The organism is Fluviispira multicolorata (assembly GCF_009208585.1).
Lineage (GTDB): Bacteria > Bdellovibrionota_B > Oligoflexia > Silvanigrellales > Silvanigrellaceae > Silvanigrella > Silvanigrella multicolorata.
Genome location: NZ_WFLN01000006.1, coordinates 394,346 through 413,268 on the forward strand (window position 1 = coordinate 394,346; position 18,923 = coordinate 413,268).

Genomic DNA, 18,923 nt, shown 5'->3' on the forward strand with positions numbered 1-18,923 from the left:
ATCTTTTTTCCAACTTTTTGTTACTTTTAATTTAGGCGTCAAGGTTTCTGACATTTAATGCATTCGATTCAATAAATTCTTTTCTTGGTGGGACATCATCACCCATTAACATAGAAAATATATCATCAGCTGCCATTGCATCTTCAATTGTAACTTGAAGTAATTGTCTTGAAGAAGGCTGCATTGTAGTTTCCCAGAGCTGCTCAGAATTCATTTCACCAAGACCCTTGTAACGTTGAATATATGCACCACTTCTACCATCAGATAATAAAAACTCTCTTAATTCAACCCATGAAGTAATTATACGAGATTTTTTATCGTGAGAATACTTTAAAGGCAGTGTAAATGTAGAGTCTAATTGATTAGAAAGTCGCTTTAGTTCTTCAAACTCTGTAGAGCTTACAAAATCAAAGTCTAATTTAAAGTGGTATGGTTTGCCTGATAATTGGATATCAACAATTGCAAAATATCTATTATGTTCAGAATCAAAATCTATTTTCGCATGAATATGTCCATATTTTAAAAAATGTAATTTCATATCAGAAATAAATTTTTCAAAATCTACTTTTTTATAGAATATTTCTGGATTGAGTTGTTGATGATTTGCAAGATAATTTACAGCAACCGAGCTTCTTCTACGTGAAAGTATATTTGTTATTTTATTTCTACGTTCAACACAAATCAGCATATTTTTAACAACAGACATTTCAATAGTTTTTTCATTTCCATCTAATATTGATGCATCTTGCATAGCTGTTTCAACTAAGAATTTTTCTAATTCTGTGTCATCTTTCAAATAACGTTCTGTTTTTTGTTTTTTATATTTATACAATGGAGGCTGTGCAATATATAAGTGACCACGTTTTATAACTTCTTTCATTTGTCTATAAAAGAACGTTAACAAAAGGGTTCTAATATGTGCCCCATCTACGTCCGCATCTGTCATTATTACAATTTTATGATAACGAAGTTTAGAAATATCAACTTCACTGTCATGCCTTCCAATACCCGTACCGAGGGCCTGAACAAGTAAACGTATTTCTTGGTTTGAAAGCATTTTATCTGTTGTTGCTTTTTCTACGTTTAATATTTTACCTTTTAATGGTAAAACAGCTTGTGTTTTTCTATCACGACCTTGTTTAGCAGAACCTCCTGCTGAGTCACCTTCCACTATGAAAAGCTCACAATTTGCAGGATCTCTATCTTGGCAGTCAGCAATTTTTCCAGGCAATCCACCTAAATCAAGTGCACTTTTACGGCGTGTTAATTCTTTTGCTTTACGCGCAGCAATACGTGCACGTGCCGCATCTACAATTTTTGCAACAATTTTCTTTGCAATGTCTGGATGCTCATGAAAATAATCACTTAATTTTTCGTTCAAAGAACTTTCAACAAGTGTACGAATACGAGAATTCGCAAGTTTATTTTTAGTTTGCCCCTCAAATTGTGGATCACGTAATTTAACATGAACAACACCTGTTAAACCTTCACGAATGTCCTCAGGAGAAAGACCTTCTTTTAAATTTTGTACACCTTTGTCGTTAGACGCTAATTGGTTAACAACACGTGTTAAGGCGGCCCTTAAACCTGTTAAATGCGCGCCACCTTCGGCTGTATTAATATTATTTGCATAGGAATAAACACTTTCAGAATAACTATCATTCCATTGCAAAGCAATTTCTATAACAGTTTCTTCTTTTTCAGTCGTCATATAAATTGGTTTTGGATGTATTACAACTTTACTGCGATTTAAATATTCAACAAAACTTACCAAGCCACCTTCATATTTGAATTCTTGTGTTTTATCTTTAATTTCGTCAATCAATCGAATACAAATACCTTTATTTAAAAAAGATAGTTCACGCAAACGACCGCTTAAATAATCAAAACTAAATTCTGTGGTTTCTTGAAAAATTGTAATATCAGGCTTAAAAGTTGTCGTTGTACCATGATGAGTTGTATCACCAATTCTGCGTACGCTATAAACTGGAATACCACATTTGTATTCTTGTTCATAAACACCACCATTTTTCTTAACTTCTACGCGGCAATGACTTGAAAGAGCATTGACCACGGAAGCACCCACACCGTGTAAACCACCTGAAGTTTTGTAAATTTCATTATCAAATTTACCGCCCGCATGTAGGACAGTCATAACAACTTCAAGTGCACTTTTTCCAGAAGGATGTTTATCCACTGGAATACCACGAGCATTGTCAGACACTGTTACGCTACCATCAAGATGTAAAGTGATATCAATTTGAGATCCGTGCCCTGCTAAAAATTCATCAATAGAGTTGTCAATAACCTCATAAATAAGATGATGAAGCCCTATAGTACCTGTATTTCCAATATACATCCCAGGTCTTTTTCTAACGGCTTCTAAACCCTCCAGTACAGTAATATTTGAGGAGCCATAACCATCATCATTTTTTTCATTATTTTTAGGATCGCAAACAAATAAATTGTGTTTTTTAAACATAGCTCTTTTCTTCAATCAAAAAATTTAAAACTTTAAACAATATTAAAAACGTGCAGGAACAAGCAGATAAAAAACTTCAATTCCTCTTTGTTCTTCGCCAGTAATTTTAACAGGTCTATTCATATTTTCCCAAGCAAATTGTACTCGAGATCCAGAAATAACACCTAAAATTCCTGTTATCAAAGAACCGTTATAGTTTACTTCAAAAGGAGAAGATATGGATGAATTCATTTCTATAACTTCTTCGCCTTCTTTTTGACCAGGAGTTGAACTTGCCATCGTCAAAAGAGAGTTTTCAAAATGAAGCTTCATAATCTTATTTTTATCTGCAAATAGAAGCGAACGTTTTACACTATCTTGTATTGATTTAAGATCAACTTGAATTTCCATATTAATTTTTTGAGGTATTGCAGCTTCATAGGGTGGATATTGACCTGCAATGCATTTAGCAAACATTGTATATTCAGAAGTTTCTATTGCAAAAAAGAGTTCTTTATCATGCCATCTTAATAGAAACTCAGTTTCGGGTTCAAGACCAGCAACTCTTTTGAGTTCTTCAAGAGCCTTTCTTGGAACAAGCACTTGACTTGCATCGAGATTTTCAATGTTTACACCTTCATATAAAGTCGATTTTGCTAATCTCAGAGCGTCACTTGCAACAGAATGCAAAACAGCTCCCTTTGTTGAGTCTTTTTCAGCCCAAATAAGAGCTCCATTAGCATAAAAACGATTGTCATCTACCGATACAAAATCTTTAAAACTTGAAACAAATTTTTCAATTTGGCTTCCTTTAATTTTAACGACAGTTCCAGATTCTGGAATATCAATTTTACTTTGGGATTGATCTTGCACAAGCTGAATTTTTGCTGAACTTCTTCCACAGCGGAGGTGAATACGAGATGGAAGTTCTGCTTTTAATGAAACTTTTGTAGAAGGTAATTGTTTCACATAATCAGAAAACTGCTTACCAGAAACTTTTATGACACCAAAACCATTATGGGGTGTCTCAATTTCACATTTGATTGCTAAATTATGACTTATAGAAGATATTATGACTTTTTTTTCACCCGAAAAGGATAATTGAACCCATCCTATATCAGGATCGATTTGAGCTGCACTTACTGCAAGTAAAGCTGCAGCCAATTTGTCTCTTTCAAACTCAGCAGATATTTCTGAATTTGAACCTTGGACGTCAGATGAGAAAAAACGATTGCACTTTTTAAACATGTGTCCACCTTTGAAGAAGTTCACGCATACAACATTTTGCTTAACCTATTGTCAACAGCTCTTCAAGCAAGAGATCTTGAGCACATCTTCTTATACACTTATTAAGAAATAGAATCTCTTTTTTATTAGAAGTAGTAGTAGGCTGTTCCTATTTATGTGGATAACTTAGGAAGCATTTAATGTAAATCTTGATAATATAAGACAAATTACTAAGAAAAAAGCCCAAAAAGAATGTGGATAACGTGTGGATAACATGTGGATAGAGTGTGGATAAGTCTCAAATCCTGTGGATAAGTATGTGCTAATAAAAAGTGCAAATAAGTTGTCCACATGTTATCCACACGTTGTCCACATGTTATCCACAGAAGAAAAATGGGTAGGTTATCTTATCAAATTTAAAGTTTGCATGAAAATGTAGAATGTGGATATGTGGATAACTTGATGCTTTTATGTGGATAACTTTTTATAAAAACCTTGAAAATCATTCTGAAATATGGAAAAAGTGCGATCACCTATATGGGTATGTTACCATGTGGATAACATGTGGATAAGTCGTTTAAGAAGCGAATATGAAACAAAAATCATCGGAGAAGCTTGTGGCGAAAATTTTACCTTTATCTGAAGAATCATTAACTTCTTGTGCAAATGCACTCATTTCTAACTCTTTAGTTGCTTTTCCAACAGAAACTGTCTTTGGACTCGGCGCAAATGCATTAAGTGAAAGTGCTACGGAAAAAATATTTGCAGCAAAAGGTCGTCCCAAATCTGATCCACTCATTGTTCATATTAGTTTCATGCGTCAAGCAGAAAGTTTAACAAAAATGTCTGGGTTTCAAAGACAATGTTTTGACATTCTAGGTTCAAACTTTTGGCCAGGACCTCTGACATTAATAGTTAAGGCCTCAGATATTGTGCCAAAAATTATAACAGCAGGCGGGGATTCCATAGCTTTAAGGATTCCTTCTCATCATGTAGCTCAAGAATTGCTTAAGAGAGCAAATATTCCTGTTGCAGCGCCAAGTGCAAATAGGTTCGGACATGTAAGCCCTACAACTGCTCAGCATGTGTTTGATGATTTAGGAAATGTTGAAGATCTTTCTATTTTAGATCATTCTGAAGCATGTACCATTGGTATAGAATCTACTGTAATTAAAATTTCAGAAGAAAATAATATTTCTCTCTTAAGACCAGGTGCAATCAGCTCACTACAAATTAAAAATGCATTAAATGAAGCTCATATTAATTTCACTTTTCATGTTATTAAGAGGGAGATTAAGCTAACTGATTTACAAAAAGCGAATAAAAATGAAATGTCTCTTGATGCTCCAGGGCAATTGCTTACGCATTATGCACCTTCAATCGAAGCTTTTATTATGGGGCAGCCGAAAGTGAACAATGAAACAGTGCAAAATTTTGAAAAATCACTTTTGAAAAGTGCAGTTATTATTGATTTTTCTCAAAAAAATAAAAATTTATCGAGTCATTGTTTAAAATATTTAGATTTGTCTAGTCAAGGTAACTGCGATGAAGCAAGTCATAATTTATTTTCTTGTTTAAGAATGGCCGAAAATATAGAAGGAGCAAAATATATCTTACTACCTGATTTAAATTTTGAAAATAATGAAAAAATATTAGCAGTTTTTGACAGAATTTTTAGAGCTGCATCTGGAAAATATATTCAAATAGTTAATTAGATTGCATGATTTGATCTAGTTTTCTTTTAATTTGTACAAAATTCCCTCTGAATTCATCATCTTTATCTAATGATTCTTTTACTTTTGACATAGCATGTAAAACAGTCGTGTGATCTTTTTTTCCAAATGCACTGGCAATTGCAACTATTTGCAACCCAATCATTTCTTTTGCTAAAAACATTGCTATATGTCTTGCAATGACAAATTTTTGCTGACGACTTTGACCCATTAAGTCAGACATTTTTATTTGAAAATGATTTGCCACAACTTTTTGAATTGCAGCAATATCAATGGTGGATTCTACAGATCCTGATGGAAATCTTCTTTTTAAAATTGCGGTTACCGATTCAATAGTCGGTGTGCGACCCGTCATGTGTTGATTCATTAAAAGATCTTTAAGTAGCCCTTGTATTTCTCTTACATTTGTTTTTGCATGAGTTGCAATTAGAAATGAAATTTCTTGATTTATTTTTAAACCGATTAAATTTGCTTTTGTTTCAATGATTGCAACACGATCTTCAAATCCAGGTGGCTCAATATCTACGAGCAGTCCTTGCAGAAAGCGGCTTTTTAAACGCTCTTCAATATTCGGAATATCTTTTGGGAACTTATCGCTTGTAATGACAATTTGCTTTCTTTTTTGATAAAGCTCATTGAAAGTATGGAAAAACTCTATTTGACATGCGTCTTTCTTTTCTAAGAATTGTATATCGTCAACTAATAAAACATCACAAGCGCTATATTTCATTCGCACCTCATCCATTTTACCAACTCGAATTCCTCTATGAATAACATCATTTACAAAGTCTTCACTGGTAATATAAAGAATTTTTGCATCTGGAATTTTGTGCTGTATTTCATTACCAACAGAATGTAAAAGGTGTGTTTTGCCTAATCCTGTTGCCCCATAAATAAACAGAGGATTAGATAAATTTCCTGGGTTTTTTGCCACAGCTTCACATGCTGAATAAGCAACTAGATTGCTCTCACAACGAATAAATGTGCTGAAATTTTGTGATGCATCTAAAGTTCTTGGTTTCTCTGCATTTTGAATGCTTATGTCTTTAGTTTCAATTATTAAAGATGTAGGTTCTTCTGTTTTAGTTGGTGTGAAGTTATCTTGAAGTGTCTTTCCTTTTACTTTTTTCTTTTTTTCTGAATAATATATCTGTTCATCTGGAAATAGAGTGATTTCATCTCTTGTTTCGTTTTTTTGTGGAAGAGAATTATTTTTAATTTGGTTTAAATCATTTGGATGAGAATCAATTTTAAATGAATATTCAGAACCAAAACATTGTTTTGCTATTTTTTCAATTTCATCAATTTTAGGAGAAATAAATTGATCGCGATAAAAAGGATCTGAACATGAAGATACTATTGTATTTCCATCAATACGTATTGGAGTCACTAGTTTTGCTATTTTAGTGGCAGTTGACTTGGAGAGTCCAAGCTCAACAAAGCGAATACGTAGTTTTTCTGAAAAAATTTGATTGAAATCTCTATCTAACATGAAATAAGCCTCTTATAGGGTTTGCAGGTTTGAAAATTTTTCCAAGACTGCAGGTTCGATAATTACGAGACTGATTCGTATGGTCAAGTGTTTTGCCTAATTTTTGGTGCCTATTATATGAGCAAAGAGTTAAGGTCAATTGCAATACTCTATAGTCAAATCACTTCTTCGTTCATTCTCATTATTACAACATGGGTTTGGGGAGATTCCAAAAGTGGTAAAGAGTTTTTTGAATCATGGAACATATCTTCTCTATTATTTGAGTTGTTAATCACATTTATTGTTTTATTGGTAACAGCAATATTGATTTATAAATCAGTTAGAAAACTCATTCATAACAAAAAGAATGAGAGCGAGGAAAAGGGTGAATGATATTCTAGGAACGGTCTTATTTAGCTTATCAGGTGTTATTATAATGCTTGGCATTGTGCTTCAAGCAAAAGCAACGCTTGATCAGGGGCTTGGGCAAACTGGCTTTTCTAAAGCAATTGCTATGCTTTTAAAATATTCAGGGTTTGCTTTACTTGCATTTTTAATGCTTAAATATAAAACACTTTATTTAGCATTGCACTTGATTGTATTTTTTTTATCAGCCTTAGTCACCTTTTTGCTCTACCTACTTGCAAGAAGGGCTTCATTAAGGTAATTGGCATGTGTTTGCTTTGATATTTTACGAAGGGATCCTTTATAAACAATATGAAACGTAAAATTATTGCTATATTAGCTTTTTTATCACTCGCTATTATGCCTGCAGCTCATGCAGATTCTTCGGGAGTCCAGGTTGTGAATTGGTATCATGAAATTTTAGTTAAATTCTTTTCTATTTTTAATCCTGAAACTTCTGCAAATTTAATTGCATTGAAAGCAGAACAATGGTCCCCCGTATTTGCTTCAGCATTTGCGGTATTGCTTTTAATTGTTATTGCAATTGTTTCTGGTTTTTCTCGTATGAAACCAGAGCAAATGAGTGATGAGGAAATTCTTCCACCAAAGAAATTCGGTCTTATTGCTTTTTTTGAATTGTGCTGGTCTGTGGTTTCATCAACACTTGAATCTACTATTGGTGAAAAACACTGGATGCGTTTTGTAGGTGTATTGGGTGGAACATTTTTTGTTCTAATAATCTCAAACTTATCTGGGGTTTTACCTGGGTTTTCTCCTGCAACATCAAGCATGTCATTTACTTTTGCAGCAGCAATGGCAATATTTGTTTACTTTAATTATTATGGCTTAAAAGAAGCTGGTTTTCATTATATTAAACATTTAGCTGGTCCCGTTTTATGGATGGCTCCACTTATGTTTTTAATTGAATTTATCAGTCTTATGTCCCGCCCATTATCATTATCTCTTCGTATTTTTGGGAATATTTCAGGAGATCACTTTGTCTTCGCAATTTTCTCAGGACTTATGAAAGATCTTTATATTCCATTTATTCCAATTCCAGCTATATTTCTTGGCTTTGGTACATTTGTTGCATGTCTTCAAGCATTTATTTTTATGACCTTGAGTGCTGTGTATATTAAACTTGCTCTTGACTCAAAAGCTCACCATTAATTGGGCTTTTGTCTTATAGATTAAAAGGAATTATAAATTCATTTATTAAATTTACCATTTAGTTTGTAAATATGATTTTGTAATTTTCCTAACCTCTTTGAGGAGATTCCATTGGAATCAGTGAATGAGAACTAGAATTCTGCTTTCACAAAGTTTTGAAAAAATGGGTGTTGTTACTATTTATTTAATTAGTTTTTTATTCAGGAGAATAATATGAAAAGCAAATACGCATTAATCACTGCTGCCGCAACAACTGCTCTGTTAACAACACTTCCTGCTGTAGCAGAAGAAGCAGCTGCTACAGGTATGTCTACTGGTACAGGACTTAAGTTAATTGGTGCTGGTCTTGCAATTGGTCTTGCAGTTGTTGGTGCTGGACAAGGTCAAGGACATGCTGCAAAAGGAGCGCTTGAAAGTATTGGTCGTAACCCACAAGCTTACAACAAAATCTTTACACCATTCCTTCTTGCAATGGCTCTTATTGAGTTTCAAGCAATCTTAGGTCTTATTATTGCATTCCTTATTCTTGGTAAATAATTCCAAGTATTTTTCATTAATTTATAGGAGCCTACGATATTATACGTAGGCTCTTTTTTTATAAACGCTCTTGACTTCAATACTCATCTTAGATAACAACACTGAATACACGTGGAGGGTTAGCTCAGTTGGTAGAGCAAGAGACTCTTAATCTCTTGGTCCAGGGTTCGAGTCCCTGACCCTTCACCATATTTTTAATTTAAGCTCCCAGCCAAATTATGCATATAACTCCTGTAAACTATATAGGTCGTTTTGCTCCCTCTCCAACTGGAAAACTACATTTCGGTTCACTTGTAACTGCTATAGCAAGTTATCTTAGAGCGCGTTCTCAATCTGGTAAATGGTTAGTTAGAATTGAAGATGTTGATACAACACGTATTCAAAAGGACGCAATTTATTCCATTTTAACAGTTTTAGAACAATATGGATTCCAATGGGATGATGAAATTATATATCAATCAAAAAGAAGTCACATTTATCAAGACTATTTAAAATTATTAAAGTCTAAGGAGTTTGTTTATAATTGCATTTGTAATCGAAAAGGAATTTCTCAACATGATATACAACCCCAGACGGGTGAAGCAATATATAGAGGGAGATGTAGAAATTTAAATATTTTAGATTTAAAAAAGCATTCTAAACGAATTAAAGTAAATAATATTGAAATATCTTTTATAGATTTAATATATGGAATGTTAAAACAAAATATAATGAATGAAGTTGGTGATTTTACAATATGGAGAGTTGAAAACTTTGCGTCTTATCAGCTTGCAGTGGTAATTGATGATCATTTACAGGGAATCACAGAAGTTGTGAGAGGGAGTGATCTTTTATTACAAACGCCACGACAAATTTATTTGCAGAAATATTTAGATTTTAAAACTCCTTCCTATGCTCATATTCCAATCGTGGTAAATGAACTTGGTCAAAAACTTTCGAAACAAACTAAAGCTTATCCACTATTAATGGAAAATTCGAGAGAGAATATTTTTTCTGCTTTAAAGTATCTTGGAATTAACTCTTTTTTTATTTCCATAATAAATGATGAGTCAAAAAATAATGCTGAAATATTAATTAATTCAGCTAAATATTTTAAATTCAATTTAGTTAAAATATTTTAAAATAAATATTCAATAATAAATAGTTCAAACTAAATTAGATTTATTCTTTAATCCAAATAATTTTTAAATTAACGTAATTTTACTTATTTACGTAGTATAAAATGTAGTAAAATTAAACTTTCCTATATTTATTTATAAATTTTTGTCAATAAATTGGCACTTGTTTTTTATAGCTTTTTTTATACGATCAAAAACTCTCTCTCTCTCAAACAAATCAATAGAAAGGTATTCGAATGCGTAAAAAAATTGTTCTCTTAACCTCCTTATTTTTTACAAATTTTTCTACAAATATATATGCAGATAATGCTCAAAATGAGTCTGTATTAGAGGCACAGGCTAAAATTTTATATCCTATGAACACGATGGCAATTTCAAACAGCAATAGAGTTGAAAAGTGGAATTCATTTAGCTCATCGTGGAGTGACTTGGGGTATATGGGCGGTTGGCCTGTAAAAATGATGACATATGCTGAATCAAATATTCTTTTAGCTGTTCATTTAGATGGAAGAATGGGGCAATGGACGGGAACAAATTGGGAAGATCTTGGATTTCCGGGTGGTTGGAACCTAAAAATGGTTGCTTTTGATTATAAAGAGGCAAAATATTGGAGTGTGGGTGTTGATGGCAATGTTGGTAAATGGAATGGAAAATCATGGTATAACTTTGGAAATCTAGATGGTTGGAATGTAAAAATGGTTGCATTTGATTTGGCAGGAACTTTTTGGTGCGTGAGCGAAGCCGGTAATATGGGTCGATGGAATGGTAAGCATATAGAAAATCTTGGAAATCTTGGTGGCTGGAAAATGAAGATGATTGCTTTTGATAAATTAGGAAATCTATGGGGAATTAGTAATCAAGGAATAATAGGTAAATGGAATGGAAATTTTTGGGACACCAATGGTCCCATAAATAACTTAGCACTGAATTGGGTTTTTTGGTCTGTGAAATAATATTTATTAATAAAAATGCCGACTTGCAATAAACAAGTCGGCATTTAAAATGGCGGAGAGAGAGGGATTCGAACCCCCGGTAGGCTCACACCTACAACGGTTTTCAAGACCGCCGCCTTAAGCCACTCGGCCATCTCTCCAAATATAGCTAGATAACTTATTACTTCTTAGCAGAAGTTTTTTTAACCACAGCTTGCGCTGCAACGATTTTAGCTTTGATACGAGCTTTTTTAGCTGCTTGAGATTTTTTTCTCTTCATTTTAAACGTACGGCGGTTGTCGCTCTTACCCATTTTTTTGTCTCCTCACAAAGAAAGTTGGGAAGTCGAAACTGCTGCCGAACTTCTCCAATACAGGCGTTGAGATTTAGCATGCGCATATGGGGTGTGCAAGCTTTTTTTAAAAAAAGTGAAACTAAGAAAGGGAATCGATTCTATCTCTCATTTCTTGTCTTTGATCAGCGACTTGTTGCTTTTCAATACTATCAAAAAGAGCTTTAAAATTGCCTTCCCCAAAACTATCGTCGCCTTCACGTTGAATGATTTCATAGAAAAAAGGACCATAATTTTTATTATCAAATTGAATGCTTTGTTCTTTCATAAAGATCTGTAATAAGTATTTTCCATTCGCTCCATCAAGAAGAATATTATTTTTTTGAATAACGTCCATAGGTTCATTGATTTTTTTGAGATTCATAGTGTTCATTCGATCTGGCAATTGCTGATAATATTTATCAGAAGCTTCTAGGAAGACAGCTTTTCTTTCTTTTATTTGACTGACTGCATGAATAATATTTTTAGTTCCAATTGCAATATGTTGAATGCCAGATCCATGGTTATCTTCTATATAAATTTCAATTTGTGAATTATTAAAATAAGGAGAGAGTGGTTGATTTGTTGCAAATTTTATACCGCTTTCTTTGTCCCACATAACAATACTTTCAAGGCCGGAACCAGTGCTGTGCTCAGTGGTATGGTGGGTTGTGTGAAACTCAATCCCCCAATACTGTTCGAAGCCAAGGCAATGCCTGTAAAACTCTGTAATCGAGTGCATTGAGCGAGCATTACAGGTAACGTGATCTATACCGAGATCAAGTCCAAGGGGATTTAAATTGTCTTTTGCATCTTTATTTGTCCAAATAAAACCTGGTGCAAATTGCTCATAACTATTTTCTTCAATAAAGCGAAAACCAACATCATCAATTGCTGTTGCAATTGCTACTTCTTTCCAAACACCGTCATTATTTGATTTATGAGTTTCAATATCATATAGAAATGCAGCTTTTCTATCAACAAGAAATTCAGCCGTGTTTTTTAAATTTTTCACTTTGAAATTTAAAAAAGCAACACCATCAGGATGCATATTTAAATAACGGCCTGCAGAAGATGCTTTTTCAATTGGTTCAGTAAATATCCAGCCAAGTCTGCCAGAACCATTTAGAACGACGGAACGCATTCCATTCTTTTTTTCCCATTCAGGGCTAGATTTTGCAATTTCAACAAATCCAAATTTTTCTTTATGCCATTGAATTGTTTTTTCAAGCTCTCGAGTAAAATATTGAATTGAATGATAACCAAAAAGACCTATAGATTTATGATTCTTTTGCATGATTTTTCCTCCAAATTATTAGCTACTTATAGTGGACTAAAAATAGAATAAAGTAAAGGAAGAAATGATTTTTGATTTATTTTTAATAATACAATTTTTTAATTAAACAATTATTTTATTTTTTAACTCACTGCTAAAGTGACAGGAAACAAAGTGAGGACTGAGTTGAGTTCCGTGGTTCTCTAATTTAGGTTCTTGAGTTGAGCATTTCTCTTTAGCAAATGGACATCGAGTGTGAAAACGACAACCGCTTGGAGGATTTATTGGACTAGGAACATCTCCTTGTATAACCTGGCGCTCTCTCTTTTCAACAATATCATGACGAGGAATACTTGATATCAAAGCTTGTGTATATGGATGAATAGGATTGTTATATAAATTCTGTGAGGATGTATATTCAACAATTTTTCCTAAATACATGACTGCAACATAGTCTGAAATATGTTCTATTACAGATAAATCATGAGCAATAAAAATATAAGATAAATTATATTTATCTCTTAAATCCATCATTAAATTTAAAATTTGACTTTGAATAGAAACATCAAGAGCACTCACAGGTTCGTCACAGACAATTATTTTGGGGTTTAATGATAGGGCGCGTGCTATACCTATTCTCTGTCTTTGTCCACCTGAGAATTCATGAGGATATCTGTCAATCGATTCAGGATTTAAACCAACTTCACTGAGTAAATTTTTAATTTTATTTTTTCGTTCTTCAGGATTTTTGTATAAATTATGAATTTCAAAAGGTTCAGATAAAATTTCTTGCACCGACATTCTTGGATTTAAACTCGCAAAAGGATCTTGAAATACGATCTGAATTTCTTTTCGCAAAGGTCTTAATTCTTTTTGGGATAATTTTGTAATATCTTTCCCATCAAAAACAATATTTCCGGAAGTTGGTTCAAGTAATCTTAATATTGTTCTTCCCAAGGTGCTTTTTCCACAACCAGATTCACCCACAAGTCCAAGAGTTTGTCCTTTTTTTAAGCTAAAAGAAACATCATCGACAGCATGAACTTTTGCAATTTCTTTTCCAAAAATACCGCCAGATATTGGAAAGTATTTTACTAAATTTTTTATTTGCAAAATATATTCATCTATCATTTATTCTAAACCTCTTTTATAAATAGTTCACGTTCAAATCGAATTCGAGAACCATAAATTCCATTAGGAGCTCTTTTGCCTGCAGCGATTACCATAACAACATGTGCATCGCTTGGGAGCTCTAAAATTCTTTCTATTATTTTTGCATCAAATCCTTCCATAGGGCAGGAATCAAAAGAAAAAGCTCTCAATGCGAGCATTAGATTTTCTGCTGCTAATGAACAAGTTTTTGTAGCCCAAAGGATCATATCATTATTACTTACTGGGTTTCTCGGTGTTGGGGTTTTAAGACCTCTTAAAAATAAAATAGGTCTTTTTAATGTCCCGAGAATACTAAAATAGCCTTGAGTATATGCTAGGGGTACTAATTTTTTATAATAATCAATAACACTATTGGGAATGTTACCTTTATTTTTATCAAAAACTTCGAGCATTTTTTTTGCATTTTGTTTCCATGTGTCAGTTCGTGCTACGCAAACAATAAGTTCTGCTGCTGTGTTTGCAGCTGGTTGTGATAGACACGCTTTTATCAATTCATTTTTCTTTTCAAGAGAACGTACCCAATAAAACTCCCAAGGCTGTAAATTAGAAGAATTAGGTGCGAGTAATGCAATATCAAGACATTCGTTCATTATGCTTTCTGGGATAGGTGTTCCATTAAATATTCGAACACTTCGTCTTGACTGAACTACTTTACGAAACTCATCTGGATTAATATTAGGTTCAAGCTCACTATAATTGTGTTTAGGGACTGAATTAAAAATTGTTTCGGCCATTTATGTATCCTTATATTTTTAAACATGCAGCTTGTTTATTTTGACTAAGTGTTTTTAATTCGGGTTCTGTTACTTTACACTCGTCAGACATTAAAGTACATCTATCTTGAAATCGACAGCCTTTTGGTAATTTTCCAAGCGATGGTACCATGCCAGGAATTGTATTTAGTCGGTGTTTTTTTACACCAAGTTTTGGAATCGAGTTTAATAAACCAATGGTATAGGGATGCTTTGGATTGGTAAATAATTCTTTTGCACTTGATTTTTCAACAATTTTTCCAGCATACATTACAGCGACGTCATCGCAGGTTTCTGCTACAACCCCTAGGTCATGTGTGATTAAAATAGTCGACATTCCATTTTCTTTTTGTAAATTATTCATGAGTGCAAGTATTTGTGCTTGAATTGTTACATCGAGCGCTGTTGTTGGTTCGTCCGCAATTAATAAAGAAGGTTTACATGCTAATGCAATTGCAATCATAATTCTTTGTCGCATTCCACCAGAAAGTTGATGTGGATATTCATCTATTCTTTTTTCGGGGGAAGGAATGCGTACTTGTTTTAGCATTTCTATAGAAAGATTACGAGCCTCTTTATGGCTTGCACCTTTGTGAAGTATGAAAACCTCAGCAATTTGGCTTCCAATTGTATAGACAGGATTTAAACTTGTCATAGGTTCTTGAAAAATCATTGATATTCTATTGCCGCGTATGGAACGTATTTCAGGTTCTTTTAATTTTAAAAGATCTTTATTTTCAAATAGTATTTTACCAGATGATATTTTTCCAGGTGGAGTTTGGATAAGTCTCATTATGGAAAGACTTGTAACACTTTTTCCGCAACCAGATTCTCCTACTATTCCTAAAGTCATCCCTTTTTTTACTTGGAAAGAACAATTATCAACTGCATTAATATCTTTTCCTGCAATATTGAAACTGGTGACTAAATTTTCAACACTTAGGATAACTTTTTCATTCACCTTTATGTCTCCACTTAAGAAGCTGTTATATTTTTCCCAGTCCATTTTCTCTTAATCTTTGTAACAAAAATTCATTAGCAAGGATAGGAGGGTACAGTGTAGGTTTTGAAGGAGATTTACAGTTTTCCAGCACATTTAATTCACATTTTTCAAAGGCATGTACAAAAAATGGCATTGAATAACGTGAAACATTTTGAATTCCTTTGGGGTTTATAACTCGATGCGTTGTTGAAGGGATAACATTATTTGTAATTCGAGAGAGCATATCACCAGAATCAATAATCATTTGGCCTTGCTTGCATTCAATTTCAAGCCAATGACCTTTCCTGGTTAGAATTTCAAGCCCACTTTCAGTGGCTTCGCAAAGAATTGTAATGAGATTGATGTCCTCATGTGCTGCAGCACGGACGGCACCAGATGAAAATTGCTCTTGTTTTAGAGGAGGATAATGTAGTGCTCTTAAAACAGAATTTCCATCCATCGCCATTTGTGGAAGAGTGTATTTTGGTAAGTTTAAATATTCAGAAAGCGATGATAATAATATCTGTGAAAGTTGATCCAGTTTATTATAGAGATCTAATATTTTTGGTTTAAAATGAGGTAAATGACTGTCTGGCCATATGTTTTTTGCATATTCATTTTTAAATTTTTCATCTAAAAAATGTTCTCTTCCAATATGCCAGAACTCTTTTAAGTCTCCCTTAAAAGAGTTCTTGGCGTGTTCAAGACCAAAATGAACATATCCTCTCTGACCCAATCCAGAATTTTCAACATATTTTAATTTGTTTTCAATAGGTAGAGAAAAAACTTCTTTGATTAGAGTATAACTTTCATTTATTAAATTTGCTGAAATATTATGTCCTTCAATAATAACAAAACCGAATTCTTGTAAGGAATGTCCAAATACTTTAATGAACTCCTCTTTTTCTTTCAATGATCCTTGTGTATAAAGTTTTACATCAGTGAGGGGAACTTTTTTCATTTATGTCTCCAATACCATCAAATATAGACATTAATTTTTCAACAAGTTCTCTTTTTTTACGAGCTTTTGGTCCAATTAATACAAATCCTCTTCGAGCTGCGCCAAATACAGTTTTCGCAGTTTTTAAAATTTGATCAGCAGTAATTGATTTAACAATATTTATTTCATCATCTAAGCTTAGTTTTTGATTCATGAAATATGCGGATACTTCTCTATTTAAAAGACGTGAGGGTGTTTCTTTAATTTGCTTTAAATCAAAAATATAACGAAAACGAATGTGATCAATTTCTTCTTGCATAGGTTTTTCAGAAATGATGTTGCGGAGTTCTTGAGATAGTTTTTCTAATAAATTAGGCATAAGATCTTCTGATACAGTCGCATCAATACTAAAAGTACCTATTTCGCTAAAGTATTGAGTATCACAACTTATGTCATAAACAAGACCATGCTTTTCTCGTATATTTGCTGGAAGTCGTGTACATATTCCGTCATCAAGTATTCTTTGCAGAAAAGTTATAAGAACAACTTCATCTGAAAGACCACCAACTGTTGGAAAAATGAGTTTAACAGCAAATTGATTGTCAGGATTATTTTGAAGGCAAAGAGCATTTTGTGGTTTTTTTAGTTTATTTATTTGTGGAATATAATTTTCTGCAGATATTCTTAGCGGATTTGAATTAATTGTGTGTTTCCATTCATTTCCAAAAGCTTTTTCAATTTTATTTATTACCTCTTTTTCAGAAGCTGAAGAGTGAATAGTTAAAACACATCTATTTGGTGTATAAAAGTCGCGCCTTTTTTCTGATAAATCATTTACAGAAATTATTTTTATAATTTCTTCTTTTCCAATAATTGGATTTCCAAGAGGATGATTAGAAAATAAAGTAGACATAGCTAAGGATTCTGTGTCAATACTATCTCCAGCCTCATTAAAATCTGAAGCCATTTCTTGTAAAATAACAGAGCGTTCAATTTCTAAATCTGCATAGTTTGGTCTTAAAAAGAAATCAGAAAAGCAATCAATTGCATCAAGCGTTTTTTCGGCATCCCCTCTTAACCAATATGTGGTGTTTTCAATTCCTGTCATTGCATTTGTTTCTCCACCAAAAGATTCCATTGCTTTTGAGAGCTGTATGGAATTTGGATAGGATTTTGTGCCTCGAAACATCATATGCTCTAAAAAATGTGATATTCCACTGTTTTTTTCAGTTTCGTCTCGTGCACCCGTGTTGATATGTATTGAAAGTTCAAAACAAACGCTATCTGGGGTGTGGCAATAAAAAACGGGCATACCGTTGCTTAATGTGTGTTTATTTAAAGTAAGCGGTTTCATTTGTGTTAACTCTTTCTATTCAAGACAAAATAAGTTATTTCAAGTAAACATTTTAAAGCAATTCTTTGTTCTGAATTTAATTCTTTATTTTTTGAATATTCGATCAGGCAATTTCTTGCTTTTTCGGCATGAAACTCAGCTCTTTTAAGACTTTTGCTTAAACCTTCTGTTTCTTTCACGAGTTTTATCAATTCGTGTTTTTCATCACTTGAAGCATTGTTTGTTTCAATAATTTTATTTACAAGATTTTTTAATTTTTGTGCAAATTGATTGTTAGAATTTAAAGCGTATATAAGGGGAAGGGTTATTTTACCTTCTAATAAATCCGCTGCTATTGGTTTACCAACTTGAATTTCTTCTCCTGCATAATCTAAATAATCATCGAATATTTGAAATGCTAAACCAATATGTTCACCATATTCACCTAAAAGCTGTGTTGTTAATTTATCAGAATTTGCTAAATAACATGGAGTTTTTGTGCTACATAGAAATAAATTTGCAGTTTTACCAGATATCACTCTTTCATATTGTGCATATGTTGTATCAATTTGCCATAAGAGTTCGAGTTGAAATAGTTCACTTTCACTCATAAATCGAATGCATTCAGCAAAATCATCAATGAGTTCTAAATTTTTTGTTTTAACCATCAATCGACATGCTGCGGAATAAATGAGATCTCCTGTTAAAACTGCTGTTTCATCACCCCATACAGAATTTATAGTTGGTTTATTTCTTCGTAAAGTTGAGCTATCGATAACGTCATCATGTAATAAACTTGCTGTGTGAATATATTCACAGACAGATGCAATTGAAAATTTATGTTCTCCATCATAATTAATAAGTTTTGCACATAAAAGAAAAAGTGCGGGCCGAATTCTTTTTCCACCTGATGAAAAAATATGTTCTAAAACTTGATTAGTTGGTTTATTTGGTGTGAGTAAAAAATCGATTAATTTTTTTTCAAGTGCACTCAATTCATTTGAAATTGGTTGGAAAAAGGTCGGTATCATATCTATAATTCTTTTCGCTTTATATTAAATTAAAATAAAGAATACTTCATT

General features: G+C 32.9%; 17 protein-coding genes and 2 tRNA genes. 7 read left to right on the forward strand and 12 right to left on the reverse strand.

Translation table 11 applies throughout. The features are described 5' to 3' along the window. Window positions 1–31 precede the first annotated feature (31 nt). Together gyrB and GCL57_RS08120 are read right to left on the reverse strand one after the other, a co-directional pair. Complete coding sequence (gyrB, locus tag GCL57_RS08115; protein ID WP_152212854.1) at window positions 32–2,482, reverse strand: DNA topoisomerase (ATP-hydrolyzing) subunit B; 2,451 nt, start codon at window positions 2,480–2,482, stop codon at window positions 32–34. Between the two features lie 42 nt (window positions 2,483–2,524). Then, window positions 2,525–3,709, reverse strand: coding sequence for a DNA polymerase III subunit beta (locus GCL57_RS08120; protein WP_152212855.1), 1,185 nt, complete (start codon window positions 3,707–3,709; stop codon window positions 2,525–2,527). Window positions 3,710–4,278: 569 nt separating this feature from the next. Between GCL57_RS08120 and GCL57_RS08125 the strand changes: the two genes are divergently transcribed. Beyond that, window positions 4,279–5,403, forward strand: a complete 1,125-nt coding sequence (locus tag GCL57_RS08125) for an L-threonylcarbamoyladenylate synthase (RefSeq protein ID WP_152212856.1) — start codon at window positions 4,279–4,281, stop codon at window positions 5,401–5,403. Here GCL57_RS08125 and dnaA read toward each other — a convergent pair. Next, window positions 5,396–6,913 carry a chromosomal replication initiator protein DnaA gene (gene dnaA, locus GCL57_RS08130; protein ID WP_152212857.1) on the reverse strand — a complete coding sequence of 506 codons (1,518 nt, stop codon included), beginning with the start codon at window positions 6,911–6,913 and terminating at the stop codon, window positions 5,396–5,398. The genes GCL57_RS08125 and dnaA overlap by 8 nt on opposite strands. A 364-nt stretch (window positions 6,914–7,277) precedes the next feature. Between dnaA and GCL57_RS08135 the strand changes: the two genes are divergently transcribed. From GCL57_RS08135 to GCL57_RS08160, 6 genes are all read left to right on the forward strand, one after another. Then, window positions 7,278–7,559, forward strand: coding sequence for a hypothetical protein (locus tag GCL57_RS08135; RefSeq protein WP_152212858.1), 282 nt, complete (start codon window positions 7,278–7,280; stop codon window positions 7,557–7,559). 50 nt (window positions 7,560–7,609) lie between these two features. Then, complete coding sequence (gene atpB, locus GCL57_RS08140; protein WP_152212859.1) at window positions 7,610–8,467, forward strand: F0F1 ATP synthase subunit A; 858 nt, start codon at window positions 7,610–7,612, stop codon at window positions 8,465–8,467. A 213-nt stretch (window positions 8,468–8,680) separates the two neighbouring features. Next, entirely contained in the window at window positions 8,681–9,004 is a 324-nt protein-coding gene (locus GCL57_RS08145) for an ATP synthase F0 subunit C (RefSeq protein ID WP_152212860.1), read from the forward strand. A gap of 113 nt (window positions 9,005–9,117) precedes the next feature. Next, window positions 9,118–9,193: transfer RNA gene (locus tag GCL57_RS08150), tRNA-Lys, on the forward strand. 29 nt (window positions 9,194–9,222) lie between these two features. Beyond that, window positions 9,223–10,125 carry a tRNA glutamyl-Q(34) synthetase GluQRS gene (gene gluQRS / locus GCL57_RS08155; RefSeq protein WP_152212861.1) on the forward strand — a complete coding sequence of 301 codons (903 nt, stop codon included), beginning with the start codon at window positions 9,223–9,225 and terminating at the stop codon, window positions 10,123–10,125. A 233-nt stretch (window positions 10,126–10,358) separates the two neighbouring features. Next, on the forward strand, window positions 10,359–11,075 hold the full coding sequence (locus GCL57_RS08160; protein ID WP_152212862.1) for a hypothetical protein: 717 nt from the start codon (window positions 10,359–10,361) through the stop codon (window positions 11,073–11,075). A 50-nt stretch (window positions 11,076–11,125) separates the two neighbouring features. Here GCL57_RS08160 and GCL57_RS08165 read toward each other — a convergent pair. From GCL57_RS08165 to GCL57_RS08200, 9 genes are all read right to left on the reverse strand, one after another. Further along, window positions 11,126–11,215 (reverse strand) — tRNA-Ser (locus GCL57_RS08165). 20 nt (window positions 11,216–11,235) lie between these two features. Beyond that, complete coding sequence (locus tag GCL57_RS15075; RefSeq protein WP_281349649.1) at window positions 11,236–11,367, reverse strand: hypothetical protein; 132 nt, start codon at window positions 11,365–11,367, stop codon at window positions 11,236–11,238. Between the two features lie 121 nt (window positions 11,368–11,488). Further along, complete coding sequence (locus tag GCL57_RS08170; protein ID WP_152212863.1) at window positions 11,489–12,682, reverse strand: 4-hydroxyphenylpyruvate dioxygenase family protein; 1,194 nt, start codon at window positions 12,680–12,682, stop codon at window positions 11,489–11,491. Window positions 12,683–12,784: 102 nt separating this feature from the next. Further along, window positions 12,785–13,792 carry an ABC transporter ATP-binding protein gene (locus tag GCL57_RS08175; protein ID WP_152212864.1) on the reverse strand — a complete coding sequence of 336 codons (1,008 nt, stop codon included), beginning with the start codon at window positions 13,790–13,792 and terminating at the stop codon, window positions 12,785–12,787. Window positions 13,793–13,797: 5 nt separating this feature from the next. Then, a complete protein-coding gene (locus GCL57_RS08180) occupies window positions 13,798–14,568 on the reverse strand; it encodes a nitroreductase family protein (protein WP_152212865.1) in 771 nt (256 codons plus the stop codon). Between the two features lie 10 nt (window positions 14,569–14,578). Then, window positions 14,579–15,547 (reverse strand): ABC transporter ATP-binding protein, encoded by a 969-nt coding sequence (locus GCL57_RS08185; RefSeq protein ID WP_152212866.1) that lies wholly within the window; start codon window positions 15,545–15,547, stop codon window positions 14,579–14,581. Window positions 15,548–15,572: 25 nt separating this feature from the next. Beyond that, window positions 15,573–16,529 (reverse strand): isopenicillin N synthase family dioxygenase, encoded by a 957-nt coding sequence (locus GCL57_RS08190; RefSeq protein ID WP_170271520.1) that lies wholly within the window; start codon window positions 16,527–16,529, stop codon window positions 15,573–15,575. Next, window positions 16,507–17,862, reverse strand: coding sequence for a M16 family metallopeptidase (locus tag GCL57_RS14870; protein WP_170271522.1), 1,356 nt, complete (start codon window positions 17,860–17,862; stop codon window positions 16,507–16,509). The genes GCL57_RS08190 and GCL57_RS14870 overlap by 23 nt, the downstream gene beginning before the upstream one ends. 5 nt (window positions 17,863–17,867) lie before the next feature. After that, the gene (locus GCL57_RS08200; RefSeq protein WP_152212867.1) at window positions 17,868–18,872 is read right to left on the reverse strand and encodes a polyprenyl synthetase family protein; all 1,005 of its coding nucleotides are present in this window, start codon (window positions 18,870–18,872) and stop codon (window positions 17,868–17,870) included. Between the last annotated feature and the right edge of the window lie 51 nt (window positions 18,873–18,923).

Coding starts and splice junctions, on each gene's coding strand:
- gyrB (WP_152212854.1), bottom strand. CDS start 2,482: ATGTTTAAAAAACACAATTTATTTGTTTGCGATCCTAAAAATAATGAA.
- GCL57_RS08120 (WP_152212855.1), bottom strand. CDS start 3,709: ATGTTTAAAAAGTGCAATCGTTTTTTCTCATCTGACGTCCAAGGTTCA.
- GCL57_RS08125 (WP_152212856.1), top strand. CDS start 4,279: ATGAAACAAAAATCATCGGAGAAGCTTGTGGCGAAAATTTTACCTTTA.
- dnaA (WP_152212857.1), bottom strand. CDS start 6,913: ATGTTAGATAGAGATTTCAATCAAATTTTTTCAGAAAAACTACGTATT.
- atpB (WP_152212859.1), top strand. CDS start 7,610: ATGAAACGTAAAATTATTGCTATATTAGCTTTTTTATCACTCGCTATT.
- GCL57_RS08145 (WP_152212860.1), top strand. CDS start 8,681: ATGAAAAGCAAATACGCATTAATCACTGCTGCCGCAACAACTGCTCTG.
- gluQRS (WP_152212861.1), top strand. CDS start 9,223: ATGCATATAACTCCTGTAAACTATATAGGTCGTTTTGCTCCCTCTCCA.
- GCL57_RS08160 (WP_152212862.1), top strand. CDS start 10,359: ATGCGTAAAAAAATTGTTCTCTTAACCTCCTTATTTTTTACAAATTTT.
- GCL57_RS15075 (WP_281349649.1), bottom strand. CDS start 11,367: ATGGGTAAGAGCGACAACCGCCGTACGTTTAAAATGAAGAGAAAAAAA.
- GCL57_RS08170 (WP_152212863.1), bottom strand. CDS start 12,682: ATGCAAAAGAATCATAAATCTATAGGTCTTTTTGGTTATCATTCAATT.
- GCL57_RS08175 (WP_152212864.1), bottom strand. CDS start 13,792: ATGATAGATGAATATATTTTGCAAATAAAAAATTTAGTAAAATACTTT.
- GCL57_RS08180 (WP_152212865.1), bottom strand. CDS start 14,568: ATGGCCGAAACAATTTTTAATTCAGTCCCTAAACACAATTATAGTGAG.
- GCL57_RS08190 (WP_170271520.1), bottom strand. CDS start 16,529: ATGAAAAAAGTTCCCCTCACTGATGTAAAACTTTATACACAAGGATCA.
- GCL57_RS14870 (WP_170271522.1), bottom strand. CDS start 17,862: ATGAAACCGCTTACTTTAAATAAACACACATTAAGCAACGGTATGCCC.
- GCL57_RS08200 (WP_152212867.1), bottom strand. CDS start 18,872: ATGATACCGACCTTTTTCCAACCAATTTCAAATGAATTGAGTGCACTT.